The 16881-nt window shown below is 70.5% G+C and carries 18 protein-coding genes; 10 read left to right on the plus strand and 8 right to left on the minus strand.

Annotated features, from left to right (window positions below):
- Positions 1-498 precede the first annotated feature (498 nt).
- A complete protein-coding gene (locus tag AB0I53_RS46560) occupies positions 499-663 on the plus strand; it encodes a hypothetical protein (RefSeq protein WP_010312751.1) in 165 nt (54 codons plus the stop codon).
- A 67-nt stretch (positions 664-730) separates the two neighbouring features.
- Here AB0I53_RS46560 and AB0I53_RS46565 read toward each other — a convergent pair whose 3' ends face one another.
- Positions 731-1330, minus strand: coding sequence for an HAD family phosphatase (locus AB0I53_RS46565; protein ID WP_358616823.1), 600 nt, complete (start codon positions 1328-1330; stop codon positions 731-733).
- 20 nt (positions 1331-1350) lie between these two features.
- A complete protein-coding gene (locus tag AB0I53_RS46570) occupies positions 1351-2373 on the minus strand; it encodes a GntG family PLP-dependent aldolase (protein ID WP_358616826.1) in 1023 nt (340 codons plus the stop codon).
- Between the two features lie 160 nt (positions 2374-2533).
- Here AB0I53_RS46570 and AB0I53_RS46575 point away from each other — a divergent pair, with 160 nt between their 5' ends.
- The 4 genes from AB0I53_RS46575 (at position 2534) to AB0I53_RS46590 (ending at position 5098) form a co-directional block, all read left to right on the plus strand.
- Positions 2534-3049, plus strand: a complete 516-nt coding sequence (locus AB0I53_RS46575) for a SigE family RNA polymerase sigma factor (RefSeq protein ID WP_358616828.1) — start codon at positions 2534-2536, stop codon at positions 3047-3049.
- Between the two features lie 14 nt (positions 3050-3063).
- On the plus strand, positions 3064-3714 hold the full coding sequence (locus AB0I53_RS46580; RefSeq protein WP_358616830.1) for a hypothetical protein: 651 nt from the start codon (positions 3064-3066) through the stop codon (positions 3712-3714).
- Between the two features lie 241 nt (positions 3715-3955).
- A complete protein-coding gene (locus AB0I53_RS46585; protein WP_358616832.1) occupies positions 3956-4279 on the plus strand; it encodes a multidrug efflux SMR transporter in 324 nt (107 codons plus the stop codon).
- 234 nt (positions 4280-4513) lie between these two features.
- Positions 4514-5098 carry a TetR family transcriptional regulator gene (locus AB0I53_RS46590; protein ID WP_358616834.1) on the plus strand — a complete coding sequence of 195 codons (585 nt, stop codon included), beginning with the start codon at positions 4514-4516 and terminating at the stop codon, positions 5096-5098.
- Here AB0I53_RS46590 and AB0I53_RS46595 read toward each other — a convergent pair.
- From AB0I53_RS46595 to AB0I53_RS46605, 3 genes are all read right to left on the minus strand, one after another.
- A complete protein-coding gene (locus AB0I53_RS46595) occupies positions 5086-6831 on the minus strand; it encodes an ABC transporter ATP-binding protein (protein ID WP_358616837.1) in 1746 nt (581 codons plus the stop codon). The genes AB0I53_RS46590 and AB0I53_RS46595 overlap by 13 nt on opposite strands.
- A complete protein-coding gene (locus AB0I53_RS46600; RefSeq protein WP_358616838.1) occupies positions 6828-8393 on the minus strand; it encodes an ABC transporter ATP-binding protein in 1566 nt (521 codons plus the stop codon). Before AB0I53_RS46600 ends, AB0I53_RS46595 begins: the two co-directional genes overlap by 4 nt.
- 67 nt (positions 8394-8460) lie before the next feature.
- Positions 8461-8727: a hypothetical protein gene (locus AB0I53_RS46605; protein ID WP_358616840.1), complete on the minus strand. Its 267-nt coding sequence runs from the start codon at positions 8725-8727 to the stop codon at positions 8461-8463.
- A 344-nt stretch (positions 8728-9071) separates the two neighbouring features.
- Between AB0I53_RS46605 and AB0I53_RS46610 the strand changes: the two genes are divergently transcribed.
- The 4 genes from AB0I53_RS46610 (at position 9072) to purB (ending at position 12769) form a co-directional block, all read left to right on the plus strand.
- Complete coding sequence (locus AB0I53_RS46610; protein WP_358616842.1) at positions 9072-9614, plus strand: SigE family RNA polymerase sigma factor; 543 nt, start codon at positions 9072-9074, stop codon at positions 9612-9614.
- Positions 9614-10447: a hypothetical protein gene (locus tag AB0I53_RS46615; protein ID WP_358616845.1), complete on the plus strand. Its 834-nt coding sequence runs from the start codon at positions 9614-9616 to the stop codon at positions 10445-10447. Before AB0I53_RS46610 ends, AB0I53_RS46615 begins: the two co-directional genes overlap by 1 nt.
- A 71-nt stretch (positions 10448-10518) precedes the next feature.
- Positions 10519-11184, plus strand: a complete 666-nt coding sequence (locus AB0I53_RS46620; RefSeq protein WP_358616847.1) for a hypothetical protein — start codon at positions 10519-10521, stop codon at positions 11182-11184.
- Between the two features lie 151 nt (positions 11185-11335).
- On the plus strand, positions 11336-12769 hold the full coding sequence (purB, locus tag AB0I53_RS46625) for an adenylosuccinate lyase (protein WP_358616849.1): 1434 nt from the start codon (positions 11336-11338) through the stop codon (positions 12767-12769).
- A gap of 61 nt (positions 12770-12830) precedes the next feature.
- Here the strand turns inward: purB and mca are convergent, their stop codons facing one another.
- Both mca and AB0I53_RS46635 read right to left on the minus strand, forming a co-directional pair.
- Positions 12831-13685, minus strand: a complete 855-nt coding sequence (mca, locus tag AB0I53_RS46630) for a mycothiol conjugate amidase Mca (RefSeq protein WP_358616851.1) — start codon at positions 13683-13685, stop codon at positions 12831-12833.
- On the minus strand, positions 13682-15091 hold the full coding sequence (locus tag AB0I53_RS46635; RefSeq protein WP_358616853.1) for a DHA2 family efflux MFS transporter permease subunit: 1410 nt from the start codon (positions 15089-15091) through the stop codon (positions 13682-13684). The genes mca and AB0I53_RS46635 overlap by 4 nt, the downstream gene beginning before the upstream one ends.
- 106 nt (positions 15092-15197) lie before the next feature.
- On the opposite strand from AB0I53_RS46635, the gene AB0I53_RS46640 reads away from it, so the two are divergent.
- A complete protein-coding gene (locus AB0I53_RS46640) occupies positions 15198-15800 on the plus strand; it encodes a TetR/AcrR family transcriptional regulator (RefSeq protein ID WP_358616855.1) in 603 nt (200 codons plus the stop codon).
- 302 nt (positions 15801-16102) lie between these two features.
- On the opposite strand, the gene AB0I53_RS46645 is transcribed toward AB0I53_RS46640, so the two are convergent.
- Entirely contained in the window at positions 16103-16753 is a 651-nt protein-coding gene (locus AB0I53_RS46645) for a TenA family protein (protein WP_358616858.1), read from the minus strand.
- Positions 16754-16881 lie beyond the last annotated feature (128 nt).

The raw sequence follows: 16881 nt of genomic DNA on the forward strand, positions 1-16881 counted from the left end.
ACCCGCCCTTGTCTGTGGCTACGACACGCCCTCACACGTGATCATCAGCCACATATCACAACCACACACAACCCCTTCCAAAACAGCCTCTATAGAGGCTGTTTTGGATGTCGTGGTGTGAGGTGTGGTAGCGCGGGTTTTGTCTTTGAAGCGGCGCAGCCGCTTAGCCCACCTACGCCGCTTGCACCGCCGCGGGTTCTCAGGTGTCTTCTCGCGAGGACAGCCCCGACGTGGTGAATTGGCATTCATGATGTCGGGGACCCCACAGCGAGAAGGCGACCGTAATTCCCGCAGGGGGGCCGCTACCCGCACCGCCACGCAAAACAAGTTCGGAAACAGGCTCTATAGCGACACAAAGTGCTCACGACTGTGTGGGTGACCGGCTCGGGGTTCCCTGAGTTTTCCCTGGTATCGGCTTCGGCAGGTAGATTCGGGCCGATGATCTGGCAGGCTGGGGAGGTAGGACGGGAACGGCGCGGGCGAGCTGAGGTGCGTGCGATGTTGTGGAAAGTGATCGGCGGACTGCTGCTGCTGTGGCTGGTGATCTCGGTGGCGGGCTTCGTCATCAAGGGACTGTTCTGGCTCGCCGTGATCGGCGGCGTGCTGTTCGTCGCCACCGCCGCGATCGGCTGGGCCCGGGACCGCAAGCAGATCAAACCCTGAACCACTCGCTGATGCGCAAGGGTGCCTTCGACCTGGTCGAAGGCGCCCTTCGCGCGTGAGGACCGAGTCAGGGCAGGATGCCGTGGGCACGGAGGACGGCTCGGGCCGCGTCCGCGCCCTGCCAGCGCTCCGCGTGGAGGCCCGCTTCGCGGGCGCCGTCCACGTTCTCTTGGCGGTCGTCGAAGAACAGGCACTCCGCTGCCGGAGCGTCGAGCGTTTCTAGCAACGCCCGGTAGATCGCAGCGTCCGGCTTCGCCAGGCGCAGGTCTCCTGAGAAGATCAGGTGCTTGAACAGCCTCGCCCAGCTCTCCTGCTCCACCTCGCGCCCGAACGACGACGGCGCGTTGGACAGCACCGCCATCGTGACGCCCTGCCGGTGCAGATCTTCCAGTAGTTGCACGGATTCCGGTGCGGTCTGCAGCCAGCCGCCGACGTCGGCGCGGGTCAGCCGCGTGGACAGCTCGGCGTCGACGTCCTTGCCCAACCGCGCCGCGACCGCCCGCCAGTACTCCACATCGGACAGACCCCGGTCGTAGGCGGTGCGCTCGGCGAAGTAGGCCCGCTCGAACTCCGGTGGCTCGACGCCGAGCATCGCCGCGATATCGGGCAGCGCCGTCGTGCGCCGGCTGATCACCTCGCCGTAGTCGAACACGATCCAACGCACCACGTGCCCTCCAGGCAGAAGTCCTACAGCCGGGCTCCGCCGATCCGGCGGAGCGCTTCCTCGATGTCGGTCTTGGACACGTCGCGGTGCGTCACGAACCGGACCTGCCCGCTCATCGGCACCGCCCGCACCCCGATCGCCTGCAAGCGTCGCAGCGTCAGCCGCACGTCCGGAACCGCCGCAAGAACGATGTTGGTCTGCGGCGTGGTGACGTCCCAGCCGAGCTCGGCCAGCCCTTGGGCGAGGGCGCGGGCGTTGTCGTGGTCTTCGGCGAGCGCGTCGAGCCGGTCCAGTGCGACGAGCCCGGCCGCGGCGAGCACGCCGCCCTGCCGGACGCCGCCGCCGAGCATCTTGCGCACCCGGCGGGCTTCGCCGACGAAGTCCTCGCTGCCTGCGACGACGGAGCCGACCGGCGCGCCGAGCCCCTTGCTCAGGCAGGCCTGCACGGTGTCGACGCCGACGGTCAGCGCGGCCGGCGGCACGCCGAGCGCGACCGAGGCGTTCCAGATCCGGGCGCCGTCGAGGTGGACCTTCAGGCCGCCTTCGCGGGCGGCCGCCGCGAGCATGACGTGCTCGTCGGGCGGGACCACCGCGCCGCCCGCGCCGTTGTGCGTGTTCTCCAGGCACAACAGCGTCGTGTGCAGCATGTCGTAGGCCGCTGCGCCGTTGAGCTGGGCCCGCACCGCCTCGGCCGTCGGGCGGCCCGGCCCGGCGCTCCACTCCAGCGGCTCCGGCATGCCGCCGGCCAGCCAGGCGGCGGAGCCGAGCTCGTGGTTCAGCACGTGCGCGCCGCGCGGTGCGAGGAACCGGTCGCCGCGTTTCAGGTGCAGCATCAGGGCGATCAGGTTGCCCATCGTGCCGCTGGGCACCCACAGGGCGGCGGCGGTGCCGAGCAGCTGAGCGGCGCGTTCTTCGAGCGCGCGCATCGTCGGGTCGTGGTCGAGCACGTCGTCGCCGACTTCGGCCGCGGCCATGGCCGCGGACATCTGCTCGTCGGGACGCGTGACCGTGTCGGAACGGAGGTCGATCGGCGCCGTGTTGGTCACGAATAGATCACACCACATCCGCGCCGGGTTTGGGCAGCAGCCCTGCTGACAGCGCTGCGGCGCCTGCGGTATCAATCACAGGTGGATTGTCGGGGCGTGCAACGGCCGAGGCCGGCGATTCCGTCGTACAAGTGCAGGCACAACGAGCGGAGAGTTCCGCGTGGACCAGCGCGAAGAGCAGGAGTTCGCGGAGTACTTCGTGGCTCGGCGGGAGGCGGTGCGTCGAATGGCGTACATGATGTGCGGCGATTGGCACCGCGCGGACGATCTCGCCCAGACCGCCTTCATCGCGTTGCACCGGCACTGGCGCAAAGTTCGCGACAAGGGCGCGCTGGACGCGTACGTGCGGCGCACCCTGACCCGTGCGGTGATCGACGAGTCCCGGCGGCCGTGGCGGCGGGAGCGCGCCGCGGAGGTGCTGCCGGACCGGCCGGCGGACTCGCCGGACGTGGACAACGCGGTGGCGACCAAGCAGACCCTGCTCGCCGGCCTGCAGAAGGTGCCGCCGAAGCAGCGGGCGGTGTTGGTGCTGCGATTCCTTGAGGGGTTGGACGTCGCGGGGGTGGCGGCAGTCATGAAGTGCAGCGAAGGAAACGTGAAGAGCCAGTGCGCCCGGGGGCTGGCGGCGTTGCGGGAAGCGCTGGGCGATGAGCTCGGCGACCTGCGGTCGGCGTGAGGAGGTGCGGGTAGGTGGACGAGCACAAGCTCGAGGAGCTGTTCCGTGATTCGGTGCAGTCCGTGCCTCCGGCGTCGTTCGACGAGCGTGACGTGGCGCAGGCATCGCGGCGGATCACGGCGCGGCGCCGGGTGGCGGCGCTGGGCGGCACGGTGGTCGCGGCGGCCGTGCTGGTGGGCGGCGTCGGCGTTGGCACCGGCCTGTTCGGGGCGTCGACCGACAACGTCGCGAGCAATTCGACGCCGGAGACCGCGTCGATCTCCCCGCGCGTCGACGGGCCGGGAGTTCTGGGCGACCGCTCGGGCCGGTGCGGGCCGGATGCGCAGCTCGCGGCGGCGGTGACCAAGCAGTTGCCGGAGGCGGCCGGGACGGCTCCAGTGGCTTCCGACCCGTGCCCGTCCGGTGCGAAGACGGCTTCGTTCGTGCTGCGCGACGGGACTTCGACAGGCAGCGTCACGGCGATCGTGAGCCCGGCAGGCGCGGTGTCGCCGGAGCAGTCGACGCCCGGCGACGTGCGGCGCCCGGACGGCACCGAGCAGTCGGTGCGCAAGGCGCGCAGCGGCAAGCTGGTCGTCGTGCTCAGCGATCCTGACACCGGCTCTCCGGCGGCGCCTTACAGCGCGCGGATCGCGTCGATCGCGGGCGACCTCGCCGCCCAGTTCTGATCGTTCGGCGGCGCGATCGTTCGGCCTGGTCAGTGCCCGTGCGTGTTTTCTGCCGCTATGGCAGCACAAACCACACACGGGCGCTGACCTGCTGAAACCTTCCTCGGCATGTCCCTTGTGTCCGGCTCGTGGTGTCTTCGCTCACCAGAACGGTACGGATGTACCAGATTATTGGTACGTTAGTACCAGACAGCGGGTGAGCGGCCCGGCTGCCGGATCGAGGGAAGGGCGACCAGCGATGATGGCCTGGATCATTCTGATGATTTCCGGAGTTTTCGAGGCGGGATGGGCGATCTCGCTCAAGCTCTCGCACGGCTTCAGCCGGCTGATCCCGACGGTGTCGTTCTTCGTGCTGGCCGCCATCAGCTTCGCGGGCCTGGCGTACGCGATGCGGGTGCTGCCCGCGGGCCCCGCGTACGCGGTGTGGACCGGCATCGGCGCCGCGCTGACGGCGATCGTGGGCATGGTCTGGCTGGGCGACGGCTTCTCCACGATGAAGCTGGTCTCGATCGTGCTGATCGTCGCCGGCGTGATCGGCCTGAACCTGGCCGGTGCCGGCCACTGACGGGCCCTGCCTCGCCTGCGGAGGGGCGCGAAATCGGCAATGCCTGGGCGAACAGGCCGTGGTGATCATGGAGCAGCTTCCCGTCGCTCGGGGATTTTCGCGAAACTGCGCTACCGGCCCGGGCGAGTCGCGGGTCGGAGGTCGTGAGTGGTGGTGGTCGTGCTGACGGCCGTCACCGCTCACGACCCGTTCGCGTGACCACGCCGTGCTCGCTGACGAATAGGATCGGCAGACATGACAGCGGCCAGTACTCCGAAGGGCGAGCGGCGGCGGCAGGCCTTGGTGGTGGCAGCCGCGCAGCTGCTGGCCGAGGGCGGCTTCGACGCCGTGCGGCATCGCGCGGTCGCCGAGCGCGCCGGGCTGCCGCTGGCCTCCACGACCTACTACTTCTCGTCCCTGGACGACCTGGTCAGCGCCGCTGTCGAGCACGAGTCGCGGCAGGAGCTCGCCACCGGCCGGGCCCGGCTCGACGAGCTCGCCGAGCGCCCGCGCGGCACCGACGCGGTGATCGAGCTGCTGCTGGACCTCCTGCTGGGCACCGGATCACGTGACGGCGGCGCGGAGCCGGTGCTGCTGCGCTACGAGCGGCTGGTCGGCTCGCCGCGCCGCCCGTACCTGGCGCCGCTGATGCGCGAGCTCAGCGCCGAACTGCACGACCTGCTCGCGGAGATCTTCGCCCGCAGCGGCATGGAGGTCGGCCGCGAACGGCTGCTCGAACTGATCGCGCTGGTGGACGGCGCGGTGGTGAACGCGCTGATCGAAAGCGATCCCGATCCCCGCGGCGCGGCGCGGCGGATGCTGCGTTCTCAGCTCGGCTGAGCCACCCGGTACAGCCGCGCGTACGAGCCGCCGGCGTCGAGCAGTTCCTCGTGGCTGCCCAGCTCGACGATGCGCCCGTCCGACATCACGGCCACCTGGTCGGCGTTGCGCGCGGTGTGCAGCCGGTGCGCGATCGCGATCACCGTGCGCCCCGCCAGCAGCGTCGAAAGTGCCCGTTCGAGCTCTCGCGACGTGACGTTGTCCAGCAGCGATGTCGCCTCGTCGAGGACGACGGTGTGCGGGTCGGCCAGCAGCACCCGGGCCAACGCGAGCTGCTGCGCGCGGGCTGCCGGAACCGCGTGGCCGCCCGCGCCGAGGACCGTGTCGAGCCCGTCCGGCAGCGCTTCCACCCAGTCCTGCAGCCCGACCGCCTTGAGCGCGTCGGTCAGCTGGTCGTCGTTCGGATCGCCGTCGGCCAGCGCGAGGTTCTCCCGCAGCGTGCAGGCGAAGACGTGGTGCTCCTGCGTCAGCAGCACCACCTCGCGGCGCAGCTGCGCCGCGGGCAGGTCGGTGATCTCCGTGCTGCCGAAGGCGACCGATCCGGAGTCCGGCCGGCTGATGCCGGCGATCAACCGGCCGAGCGTGGACTTGCCCGCGCCGGACGGACCGACGATTACCAGCCGCTGCCCGGCCGGCACGGTCAGGTCGATGCCGTGCAGGATCTCCCGGTCCTCCCGGTAGGAGAAGCGCACGTCGCGGATCACCAGGTCGCGGCCGGGCGCCTCTTCCGGCCGGGGCGCGGCGTCGTCGGCCGCCGGGACCTCGCGGACGCCGAGGATTCGTTGCAGCGCCGTGTGCCCGGTCTGCAGCTCTTCGAGCCACATGAACAGCTCGTCGAACGGGTTCGACATCGCCTGCGCGTAGAGCACGACGGTGATGATGGTGCCGAGCTCGACGAGCTCCGCCTGGTACGCCCAGCCGCCGATGAGCAGGATCGCGCCGATCGGCAGCACGTACGACAGTTCCAGGAACGGCAGCCACACGGTGAGCAGGTACCGGTGCCGCTTCTCCGACTCGGCGGCCCGGCCGAGCACCTGCTCGTTGCGCGCCCGGCGGCGCGCGCCCAGCCGCAGGGCCGCGATGGCCCGCGCGCCCTCGACGGATTCGTGCGTGCTCGACTGGACTTCCGACCAGTTCGCCGCGATCTGCTCGACGTTCGGCAGCGAACGCGGGAAGTACCACCGGGTGCTGAAGACCATCAGCGGCACCGCGACCAGCATCCCGCAGGCGAGCAGCGGCGAGGTGATGATCATCGCGGTGCCGGTCAGCACGATGGTGATCAGCGCCGTGGTGATCTCGGGCGCGGCGTTGCGGATCGTGTAGTCGAGCCGGTCGACGTCCGTGGTGGCGCGGCTGAGCAGGTCGCCGGTGCCGGCCGCCTCGACGGTGCCAAGCGGCAGCCGCAGCGCGTGGCCCACCATGCTCTCGCGCGATTCCGCCAGCAGGTGCTCGCCGAGCATCGTCGCCCGCAGCCGGGCCGAACGAGCCAGCAGCGCCTGCACCACGAGCACCACGAGGAACACCGCGGCGAGCAGATCGACGTGTCCGGTCGTGGTGCCCGTGAGCACTGAGTCGACGAGGGAACCGAGGATCTGCGGGCCGATCAGCCCGACCAGCGTCGCCAGGCCGAACAGCAGCATCATCGCGGCGAAGCTGCGGCGGTGCATCAGGAGCGTGCGCCACATCCAGCGGCGCACCGCTGCTCCGCCCGCCAGCGGCAGTTTCGTGCTCATGCGTCGGCTCCCGCGTATCGCACCTGATCGGCCACGGCCATCCACAATGGACTTTGACTCAGCACCACGGTGGTGCGCCCCCGGCGGAATTCGCCGATCCGCTCGGCGATCCTCGCCTCGGTGTGCGCATCGACCGCCGAGGTCGGCTCGTCCAGGATCAGCACGTCGGCGTCCGCGCACAGCGCGCGGGCGAGCAGCAGGCGCTGCCGCTGCCCGCCGGAGAGCGAGCGGGCGCGTTCGTCGAGCAGCCCGTCGGCGGGCAGTGCGGACATCACGTCGTGCGCATCGGCCGCGTGCAACGCGCTTTCGACGTCCACATCGGACTCCAGGTCGATCTCGGCGCGGGCCGGACCGGAGAACAGCTGGTCCTGGTTGTGCGCCAACACGATTCGGCGGCGCACCTCGTCCGGCTCGACGTCGCGCAGCGGCACGCCGCCCGCGATCGACTCACCCGCGAGGCGTTCCGCGAGGGCTTCCGCCTGCTCGCCCGCGTCGATCACGGTCAGCTCGCCCGCCGGGATGCGCAGCCCGCTCGCCTCGTCGAACAGATCCAGCGGGCCCGGCGGCAGCGGGTTCGGGTGCTCCGGCGGCGCGGGCTCGGGCTCCAGCCGCAGCAGCGAGCCCATCCGACCGGCCGCGACCTGCGCGGACGCGAACGCGTAGGCCGCTTCGGTGGCAGTGCGGACGGGGATGACCAGGTACGCCGACACGCCGTAGAACGCGACGAGCTCGCCGACGCTGATGTCGCCGTCCAGCGCCAGCCGCGCGCCGATCCAGGTGACCAGCACCGTGACCAGGCCGGGCAGCAGGATCTCCGCGGCGGCCAGCAGCGCCTCGATCCGCCCGGCGGCCACCCCGGCGACCCGGACCCGCTGGGAGGCGTCGACGAACCGCGCGTGGAAGCGGGACTCGCCGCCGACGCCGCGCAGGATCCGCAGCCCGGACACGATGTCCGCGGCCTGCGCGCTGACCTGCGACAGCTCCTCCCGCTGCGCTTCCTCGCGGCGGCGCAGCGGGGCCAGCAGCGGCCCGATGCCCACGGTCGCCAGCGGCACGCCGATCAGCACGACGACGCCCATCACCGGCGAGATCCACAGCACCGCGGCGGCGGCGACCGCGAAGGAGACCAGCGATCCGGTGGCCCGCCCGATCACCTCGAACACCCCGCCGATGCGGTAGATGTCCGTCGCGCCGACCGTGACCACCTCGCCCGCCCGGACCTTGCGCGTCAGCGCGCCGCCGAGGCCGATCACGTGGCCCAGCACGATCCGCTGGGAACCCACCGCGCCGTGCAGCCAAAGCGTGTGCGCGGCCCAGTTCAGCGTGCCGGCGGTGACCATCAGCGTGAGGCCGAGCGCCGCCACGACCAGCACCCAGCCCAGCAGCGCGCCATCGACGCCGTCGCGGATCCCCTCGTCGATCGCCCGGCCGACCACCAGCGGCATCAGCGCCGTCGGCAGCATCCACAACGCGCCGGAAATGGTCGCGAGCGTCAGCAGTCCCGGCCGTTGTGCGAGCAGGGACCACAGGAACCGGGGTGAACTCGAACCGCGCGAAGCCATGGTGACATCGACGGTAGTTCGCGCCGTGCGGCCGGTCGACCGATTTTCCGCCGGTCGGCCGGGGTGGTCAGAAGTCCCAGGTAGTTTCCGCGAAATCGCCGTCGGCGGCTTCCCGCGAGCATTCCTGGCATTTGTCGGTGACCGGTTTCGAGTTCGGTTCGCGGCCGCTGGGAGTGGGCTGCGGAACCTTCAGCGCGGCGCCGCACAGGGCCGGTATCGACTGCCCCGCGTACACCGCGCCAGGGCGAAACGTGGTGGCGTGTCTCAGGGTGAGGCCCATACCGACGATCCAGAACACGTCCTGCCGCTCATCGCGGAACACGTCGATGGCCATCCGTTCGAGTCCCTTTGTTCGCGTCAACCCGGTGGTGCACCAACGATATGGTCGGGATTTGCCGCCGTCCAGCGGGGGTCGGGTTATTTAGTCCCGAATTAATGTGCCGATCCGGTCTCGACCGTGAATTTCGCGCCGCCGCAACGGGATCACCTGCCGAAATGCGAGTGCACGTGCATCGGCGCGGAGCGGCCGCACGTGCGGTGCTGGACCGATCAGGTGGCGGCGGCCAGGATGCGGTCGTGGTGATCCTCGGGGGATTCGAAATCAGGTTGCGCGTCCGTGCAACCCCGCGCGGCCCGGCTCCGTAAACAACGGCGGTAGCGCGAAAGGGGGCCGATTCCATGCGGGCCGAACGGGAACAGGAGTTCCGCGAGTTCGCCGCGGCGCGTGCGCTGTGGCTGCGCCGCTCGGCGTACCTGCTGTGCGGGGACTGGCACCTCGCCGAAGACCTCGTCCAGAACACGCTCCTCAAGCTCTACCGGGCTTGGAAGCGGGTCAACATGTCCACAGTGGACGCATATGCGCGGAAGGTGCTGTTCCGGGCGTGGCTCGATGAGAGCCGCCGGCCGTGGCGGCGCGCGGAGCGGCGGGACGGCTCGCTGCCGGAAACCGGTGATGACACGGCCGATCCTGCCGAGGCGGGACTGCGTTCGTGGAGCCGGGAGCTGCTGCTGCGCGCGTTGTCCGAGGTCCCGCCGAAGCAGCGGGCGGTGCTCGTCCTGCGCTATTGGGAGGACCTGCCCATCGCCGAAGTCGCCGCGGCCATCGGGTGCTCCGAAGGCACGGTCAAGAGCCAGGCGTCGCGTGGACTGGAGAACCTGCGCGCGGCCATCACCAAATCCGATCCCGACCTGGCCTCGACGGCCGCGAGGAGGAGCGAGTGATGCAGGAAGAACTGCTGCGCGAGGGAATGCGGGCCGCCGTCGACGACGAGCCGCCGCTGGGTTTCTCGCCGGACGACCTGGTCGCCGAGGGCAAGCGCCGGCAGCGTAGGCGGCGCGCCACGATCGGCGCCGTGGCGGCGACCCTCGTCGTCTTGGCCGGCGCGGCCGCCGTGCCGGGCATGATGACCGGCCCGACGCCGATCGCCCCGGCGGCACCGCAGGTCAGTGCGGTCAAGCCGATCGAGTGGCCGCCGAAGGGCATGGCGCCGATGAGCCTGCCCGAGTCGCAGCTGATCGCCGAGGGCGAGCGGATCCGCGGCCACCTGGCCGAAATCATCCCCAAGGTCGACACCGGGGCCTTCGACGTCACCACCACCCAGCCGCACGGCCTCGGATCGGGCTTCGGCACCGAGGCGCCGGCGACCGTCATCGTGCGGGCGAACTTCAAGTACGGGCTCCCGTCGCAGCAGCCGGGGATGTCGGTCGACCTGCCGATGCGGCTGACGGTGGTCGTGCAGGGGCCGGGGACGGTGTCGGTCCAGCCCGCGCAGGCGTGCGGAGACGGCGACGAGCCGACGCAGGCGGTGTTGAGCTGCACCCTGCGCACGCTGGACGACGGATCGATCGTCGTGGAGAGCGTGACCGCCTCCCGGGGCGAGGACGGGCCGAAGACGCACATCGTCCGGCACTTCCGGACCGGCGGCACCGTCGTTTCGGCCACCGCTTCGCACTCCGCCGGCCAGGAGGCCGCGGGCCTGAGCGCCTACCGCCAGGTGCAGGTGGATCGGCTCGACCAGTTCGCGACCGACCCCGAGTTCGCGCTGCCGGGCTGAACCACTTCCAACCCGAACCACCGGCTCGGCCGGAATGGTCGTGCTGTCCGAAGAAGAAGGGAAATGCAGAAATGCGCACTATGACCAACCGCGGTTCCCGGCTCGGCCGGGTGGCCGCCGCAGTCACCCTGGCCGCCACCTCGCTGTTGACGTTGCCGCTGTCGGCGGCGGCCGATGGCGCCGCGGACGTCCCGGACATCCAGTGGCCCCCGGCCGGGACGACCCCGCCGAACTACCCGCCGGAGGAGATGGACAAGCACGCCACCGCCCTGCAGCAGCGGATGGAGGCGGTGTTCCCGACGGCCGTCCCGCACGCCGTGGACCCGGTGACGCCGAAGCCGCAGCAGCTCAGCGACACGCAGTTCCTGCACGGCACGACGGTCTTCCGCGACCAGATAGGCCGCACCGGGGTCACCATGCAGTACAACGCTCCGGGCGTGGTGCAGAAGTCGCCCAAGGAGTCGTGCGAGAACCCGGGTGGAACGCCGGTGACCTTCTGCGAAGGCCGGCTGCTCGAAGACGGTTCGGTGCTGGTGCACCGGCGCCTGGAGAGCGACGGCTACGTGGTCGCGACGGCGGACCACTACATGCTCGACGGCAGCGTGACGATGGTCAGCAGCTACAACTACGACCCGATCATCGACGACCAGCAGGACCCGACGAAGCGCCCGGAGGTCGCGGTGCCCTTCGAGCAGCTCGACGTGCTCGCGGCCAACCCGGAGCTCGCGCTGCACTGACCGGGCCGGGTGAAGCGTGAAGGGCACCAGGTGTTCCCGAGGTGCCCTTCACGTGTCCCATGCGTCCCACGCGTCGCGGTCGGTAGCGGCTTCCGGCGTGGTGCGACCGGGTGGGCCGAACGGGGGCAGGTCGCCGGTATCCTGGCTGTTCGTGACGGTCAAGCCCAGCATTCCGAACGTCCTCGCCACCCGCTACGCCTCGCCCGAGCTGGTCGAGCTGTGGTCCCCGCAGCAGAAGATCATCTTGGAGCGCAAGCTGTGGCTCGCGGTGCTGCGCGCCCAGGCCGACCTCGGCATCGAGGTCCCGGAGAACGCGGTCGCCGACTACGAGCGGGTGCTGGAGCAGGTCGACCTGGACTCCATCGCCGCCCGCGAGCGCGTCACCCGACACGACGTCAAGGCCCGCATCGAGGAGTTCAACGCCCTCGCCGGCCACGAGCAGATCCACAAGGGCATGACCTCCCGGGATCTCACCGAGAACGTCGAGCAGCTGCAGGTCCGGCTCAGCCTGGAGCTGGTCCGCGACCGCACGGTCGCCGTCCTGGCGCGGCTCGGCAAGCTCGCCGGCGAGTACGGCGAGCTGGTCATGGCCGGGCGCTCGCACAACGTCGCCGCCCAGGCGACCACGCTCGGCAAGCGCTTCGCCACCGCCGCCGACGAGCTGCTCGTCGGCTTCCACCGGCTGGAGGAGCTGCTCGCGCGCTACCCGCTGCGCGGCATCAAGGGCCCGGTCGGCACCGCGCAGGACATGCTCGACCTGCTCGGCGGCGACCCGGCGAAGCTCACCGAGCTGGAGCGCCGGGTGGCCGGCCACCTCGGCTTCGGCAGCACGCTGACCAGCGTCGGCCAGGTCTACCCGCGCTCGCTGGACTTCGAGGTGCTCACCGCGCTCGCCCAGCTCGTCGCCGCGCCGTCCAACGTGGCCACCACGATCCGGCTGATGGCCGGGCACGAGCTGGTGACCGAGGGCTTCAAGCCGGGGCAGGTCGGCTCCAGCGCGATGCCGCACAAGATGAACACCCGGTCCTGCGAGCGGGTCAACGGCCTCGCGGTGGTGCTGCGCGGCTACGTGTCGATGGTCGGCGAGCTGGCCGGCGACCAGTGGAACGAGGGCGACGTGTCCTGCTCCGTGGTGCGCCGGGTGGCGCTGCCGGACGCGTTCTTCGCCTTCGACGGCCTGCTGGAGACGTTCCTGACGGTGCTCGACGAGTTCGGCGCGTTCCCCGCCGTGGTCGCCCGCGAGCTCGACCGCTACCTGCCGTTCCTGGCCACCACGAAGGTGCTGATGGCGGCGGTGCGAGCCGGCGTCGGCCGGGAGACCGCGCACGAGGCGATCAAGGAGAACGCGGTGGCGGTCGCGCTCGCGATGCGCGAGCAGGGCGCGGAGCGCAACGACCTCCTGGACCGGCTGGCCGCCGACGACCGCCTCCCGCTGGACCGGGCCGAGCTGGACGCCCTGCTGGCCGACCGCCTCGCCTTCACCGGCGCGGCTGCGGCTCAGGTCGGCGACCTCGTCGGTCAGATCGAGAAGATCACCACGCGCCACCCGGAGGCGGCGGCCTACAGCCCGGCCGACATCCTCTGATCCGGTTCACTGCCCCGTGTGCACTTTGTGCTGCTATAGCGACACAAAGTGCACACGGGTCTTAGCCCGTCGCGATCCCGGCGAACAGGTCGTCCTCGGGGAACGTCGTTTCGACCAGGCTGCGGGCCAGGTGGTAGTCCTCGGTCGGCCACACCTCCCGCTCGACTTCGCGCGGGTGCGCGAAGAACGGGTGGTCCGGATCCATCTGCGTGGCGTGCGCGAGCGCCGCTCGATCCCTGGTCTCGAAGTGCTCCGCGCACCGGATCCGGGTGGTGACGGCCAGGTTCGGCGCGGTGTCCGGCCATTCGGCGAGCACCGGCGCGAACAGCGACTCCAGCCCGCGCGCCGTCATCGCCTCGTCCAGCGCCTCGAACCACGAGCGGGACAGCGCGGCCTGGTAGTAGAGCTTCAGCGGCTGCCACGGCCGCCCGTCGTCGGGGTAGCGCGCCGGATCGGCGGCCGCCTCGAAGGCGGCGGCGGTCACCTCGTGGGTCCTGATGTGATCGGGATGCGGGTAGCCGCCGGATTCGTCGTAGGTGATGACCACGTGCGGCCGGAACTCGCGGATCGCGGCGACCAGCGGCCGGGCCGCGACCGCGAGCGGCTGGACGGCGAAGCAGCCGTCCGGCAGCGGCTCGCCGTCGGCGGGCAGCCCGGAGTCGACGAACCCGAGGAATCGCTGCCGCACGCCGAGGATCTCAGCGGCGGCGGCCATCTCCTGCCTGCGGATCGCGGCCAGGTTCGCCCGCACTTCGGGGCGATCCAGCCGCTTGTTGAGCACGTCGCCGCACTCTCCGCCGGTGCAGGTCACGACCAGCGCTTCCGCTCCTGCGGCCGCGTAGCGGGCCAGGGTGGCGGCGCCCTTGCTGGACTCGTCGTCGGGATGGGCGTGCACGCTCATCAGGCGCAAGGTCACTTCGACTCCTTTTCCGCGGCGGGCAACAGGAAAGCGGGGATCAGGCTCAACGCGGTGATGCCGAACGCCCACCAGAAGGTGTCGCCGAACGCGGCCGCCGGTTCCGGCGCCGACGAGCCCTGCAACACCACCACCAGCAGCGCGGTGCCCAGCGATCCGCCGATCCGGTTCAGCACGTTCAGCGCGCTGGCAGCGCGCGGAACCTCGTGCCGCTGCACGCTCCGGTAGACCGCGGCCATGCCGGGCGCCATCGTCATGCCCATCCCGATTCCGCGCAGCAGCAGGGAAGCGGTCAGCAGCCAGCCGGGCGGCTGGGCGGCGAGCTGGGTGAACGACACCGTTCCGACCAGGGCCACGAGGATGCCGGTGAGCAGCAGCGGTCGCGATCCGATCCGGTCGGAGAGCCGCCCGGCCGCGAACGTGGTGATCGCGGTGCCCAGCGCCTGCGGGGCCAGCAGCAGCCCGGCGGCGAGCGCACCGACGTGCTGAACCTGTTGGTAGTAAAGCGGAATCAACAGCATCGAGCTGTAGAGCGAGGCGCCGAGCAGGACTGAATTGCCGGTGGCGGCGGCAAAACCCCGGCGCGCGAACAAGCGCAGGTCGATCAGCGGCGTGACACGGCCCCGCAGCGCGTGCACGCCGTAGCCGACCAGCAGCGCCGCGCCTGCGGCCAGCGGCACCACCGTCCACGTAGAACCGAAACCGCCGGAAGTCCCGGCTGCCGCGAACCCGTACACCAGGGCGGCCAGCCCGGGCGAGAGCAGCAGCAGGCCGACGGAGTCCAGCCGGTTGCCGCTCGCGATGCCCGGCGCGGACGGCAGCACCCGCACCGCCAACCACAGCGTGACGAGCCCGATCGGCAGGTTGATCAGGAACATCCAGCGCCAGTCCAGGCTCTGCACGATCGCGCCGCCGAGGATCGGGCCGACCACCGGCGCGAGCATCACCGGGATCGACGTCACGCCCATCACGCGGCCGATCCGGGACCCGGCGGCCTGGGCGACCATCGACTGGCCGATCGGCTGCATCATCCCGCCGCCGATGCCCTGCAGGATCCGGAACGCGACCAGCGCCGGAGCCGACCAGGCGATGCCGCAGAGCGCGGAGCCGCCGACGAACAGGGCCACCGAGACCAGCCACATCCGCTTGGCGCCGAACCGCTCGGACGCCCAGCCGGAGATCGGCATCACCAGCGACACGGCCAGCAGGTAGCCGGTCGACACCCACTGGATCGTGCTCAGCGGGCTGCGCAGCTCGTCGGCGATCGAGTCGATCCCGACGTTGACGATCGTGGCGTCCAGTCCGCCCAGCACCGCCCCGAGCAGCAGGACGCCGGCCATCCGCCACAGCTGCGCTGGAACCTCGTCGTCCGATCGCGCCGCCGGGGCGGCCTTCGCAACCGTCATCGCACCTCCTCGTTTCGAGCAACCGCGATCAACGTAGGTCGAACCTAATAATTAGGTCAAGCCTATTGTTTGGGTTTGACCTAAGATGACGGTTAGGGTGTTCGGCATGAGCACGGAGGGACTGCGGGAACGGCGCAAGCGGCAGACGCGGCAGGAGATTTCGCACGTCGCGACGCGGCTGTTCATCGAACACGGCTTCGAGAACGTGACGATCGCGCAGGTGGCGGGCGCGGCCGGGGTGGCGAAGATGACCGTCACCAACCACTTCCCGCGCAAGGAGGACCTGCTCCTGGACATGCACGAGGAACTGGTCGCCGGGCCGGCGCAGGCGGTCGCGGAGCGCGAACCGGGCGAATCGGCCCCGGCGGCGCTGCGGCGCGCCTACTTTGAGGCGCTGGCCCGGCGCGATGCGCTGATCGGCTTCTCCGGGGCCGAGTTCGTCCGCGTGATCAGCGGAAGCCCGACGCTGCTGGCCCGGTTGCGGGAGATCCACGAGCAGCGGGAGCGTGCGCTGGCCGACGCGCTGGCGCCGGAGCTCGCCGAATTCACCGCGAAACTGCTGGCAGCACAAGCCGCGACGGCGTACCGGGTGCTGCTGGAGGAGGTCTTCCGGCGCACGCTCGGCGGCGCGGACCACGAGGAGATCGCGGCGGCGATCGAACCCCTCGCCCGGCAGGCCTTCGACGGGCTGCAACGAGCCTTCGAATGAGCCCGTGAGTACTTTGTGTCGCTATAGCACCTGTTTCCAAACTCGTCCTGCGTGGCGGTGCGGGTGGCGGAACCTCAGAGGCCTTCTCGCTGTGGGATCCCCGACACACGTATGTCCAATACGTCGCGTCGGGGCTGTCCTCGCGAGAAGACCTCTGAGAACCCGCGGCGGTGCCGGTTGCGTGGGTGGGCTAAGCGGCTGCGCCGCTTCAAATACAAAACGCCCGCGTTACCACATCCGCACGTCACCACATCCAAAACAGCCTCTATAGCAGCCCAAAGTACTCACGGGACCTGATCAGGTCACTGCCAGTGGGCGTTGAAGAAGTCGAGTTCGCAGCGGGTCGCCTGCTGGAACAGGCGCAGGCAGCGGGCCCGCTCTCGCTCGTCGAGGTCGGCGCCGATCCGGTCGAGCTCGCCGCACAGCCATCGCACCCAGCCCTGGAAGCCCGGGTTGTTGTGCAGCGTGATCCACTCCGCGTGCACGAAGTTCTCCGGCAGCGAGGCCGGCGCGCGCATCGCCCACTCCAGGTAGGTCCACTCCGCGACGGTCAGCACCGTCAGCACTTCGGCGTAGCTGCCGCGCGCGTTCGCGTCGTTCATCACGTCGCGGAACGCCACCGTCGCCTCGTCCAGCGCCGGGCGCACCCGATCTGCCTCGCCGACGCCCAGCGCGTCGAACGAGCGCTGGAAGTAGGTGTTCTCCTCGCTGGTGACCACGGCGATGCTGCCCGCGATCGCCAGCCGCGACGAGTAGCGATCCGCCTTGGCCAGCGCGGAACCGAGCAGCGCCAGGAAGTCGTCGACGAACTGGTAGTCCTGCACCAGGTAGGAGCGCATCGACTCGACCGGCACCAGCCCGTCGAACAGGCCCTGGGTGAACGGGTGCGTGACGACCGCGGTCCAGTCGGGCTCGCTGCGCTGGCGGAGCCAGTCGGTGAATGTCTCGGTCACGAAGTCCTCCTGTGCTCGATCGGGGCCGTGAGTCTTTTGGTGGCGGTGGGCGGGACGGCGAACTCGGCGCCGATCGCGGGCAGCGCCACGTTGACGATCGTGGCGTCCATGCCGTTCATGAACATCGC

Origin of the sequence: Saccharopolyspora sp. NPDC050389 (assembly GCF_040655595.1) — a bacterium.
Classification (GTDB): Bacteria; Actinomycetota; Actinomycetes; order Mycobacteriales; family Pseudonocardiaceae; genus Saccharopolyspora.

What these genes read in the sequence shown, in the direction of transcription:
- AB0I53_RS46600 (WP_358616838.1), bottom strand. Translation starts at nt 8,393, where the DNA reads ATGGCTTCGCGCGGTTCGAGTTCACCCCGGTTCCTGTGGTCCCTGCTC.
- AB0I53_RS46585 (WP_358616832.1), top strand. Translation starts at nt 3,956, where the DNA reads ATGGCCTGGATCATTCTGATGATTTCCGGAGTTTTCGAGGCGGGATGG.
- AB0I53_RS46560 (WP_010312751.1), top strand. Translation starts at nt 499, where the DNA reads ATGTTGTGGAAAGTGATCGGCGGACTGCTGCTGCTGTGGCTGGTGATC.
- AB0I53_RS46595 (WP_358616837.1), bottom strand. Translation starts at nt 6,831, where the DNA reads ATGAGCACGAAACTGCCGCTGGCGGGCGGAGCAGCGGTGCGCCGCTGG.
- AB0I53_RS46605 (WP_358616840.1), bottom strand. Translation starts at nt 8,727, where the DNA reads ATGGCCATCGACGTGTTCCGCGATGAGCGGCAGGACGTGTTCTGGATC.
- AB0I53_RS46590 (WP_358616834.1), top strand. Translation starts at nt 4,514, where the DNA reads ATGACAGCGGCCAGTACTCCGAAGGGCGAGCGGCGGCGGCAGGCCTTG.
- AB0I53_RS46615 (WP_358616845.1), top strand. Translation starts at nt 9,614, where the DNA reads ATGCAGGAAGAACTGCTGCGCGAGGGAATGCGGGCCGCCGTCGACGAC.
- AB0I53_RS46635 (WP_358616853.1), bottom strand. Translation starts at nt 15,091, where the DNA reads ATGACGGTTGCGAAGGCCGCCCCGGCGGCGCGATCGGACGACGAGGTT.
- AB0I53_RS46620 (WP_358616847.1), top strand. Translation starts at nt 10,519, where the DNA reads ATGCGCACTATGACCAACCGCGGTTCCCGGCTCGGCCGGGTGGCCGCC.
- AB0I53_RS46610 (WP_358616842.1), top strand. Translation starts at nt 9,072, where the DNA reads ATGCGGGCCGAACGGGAACAGGAGTTCCGCGAGTTCGCCGCGGCGCGT.
- AB0I53_RS46640 (WP_358616855.1), top strand. Translation starts at nt 15,198, where the DNA reads ATGAGCACGGAGGGACTGCGGGAACGGCGCAAGCGGCAGACGCGGCAG.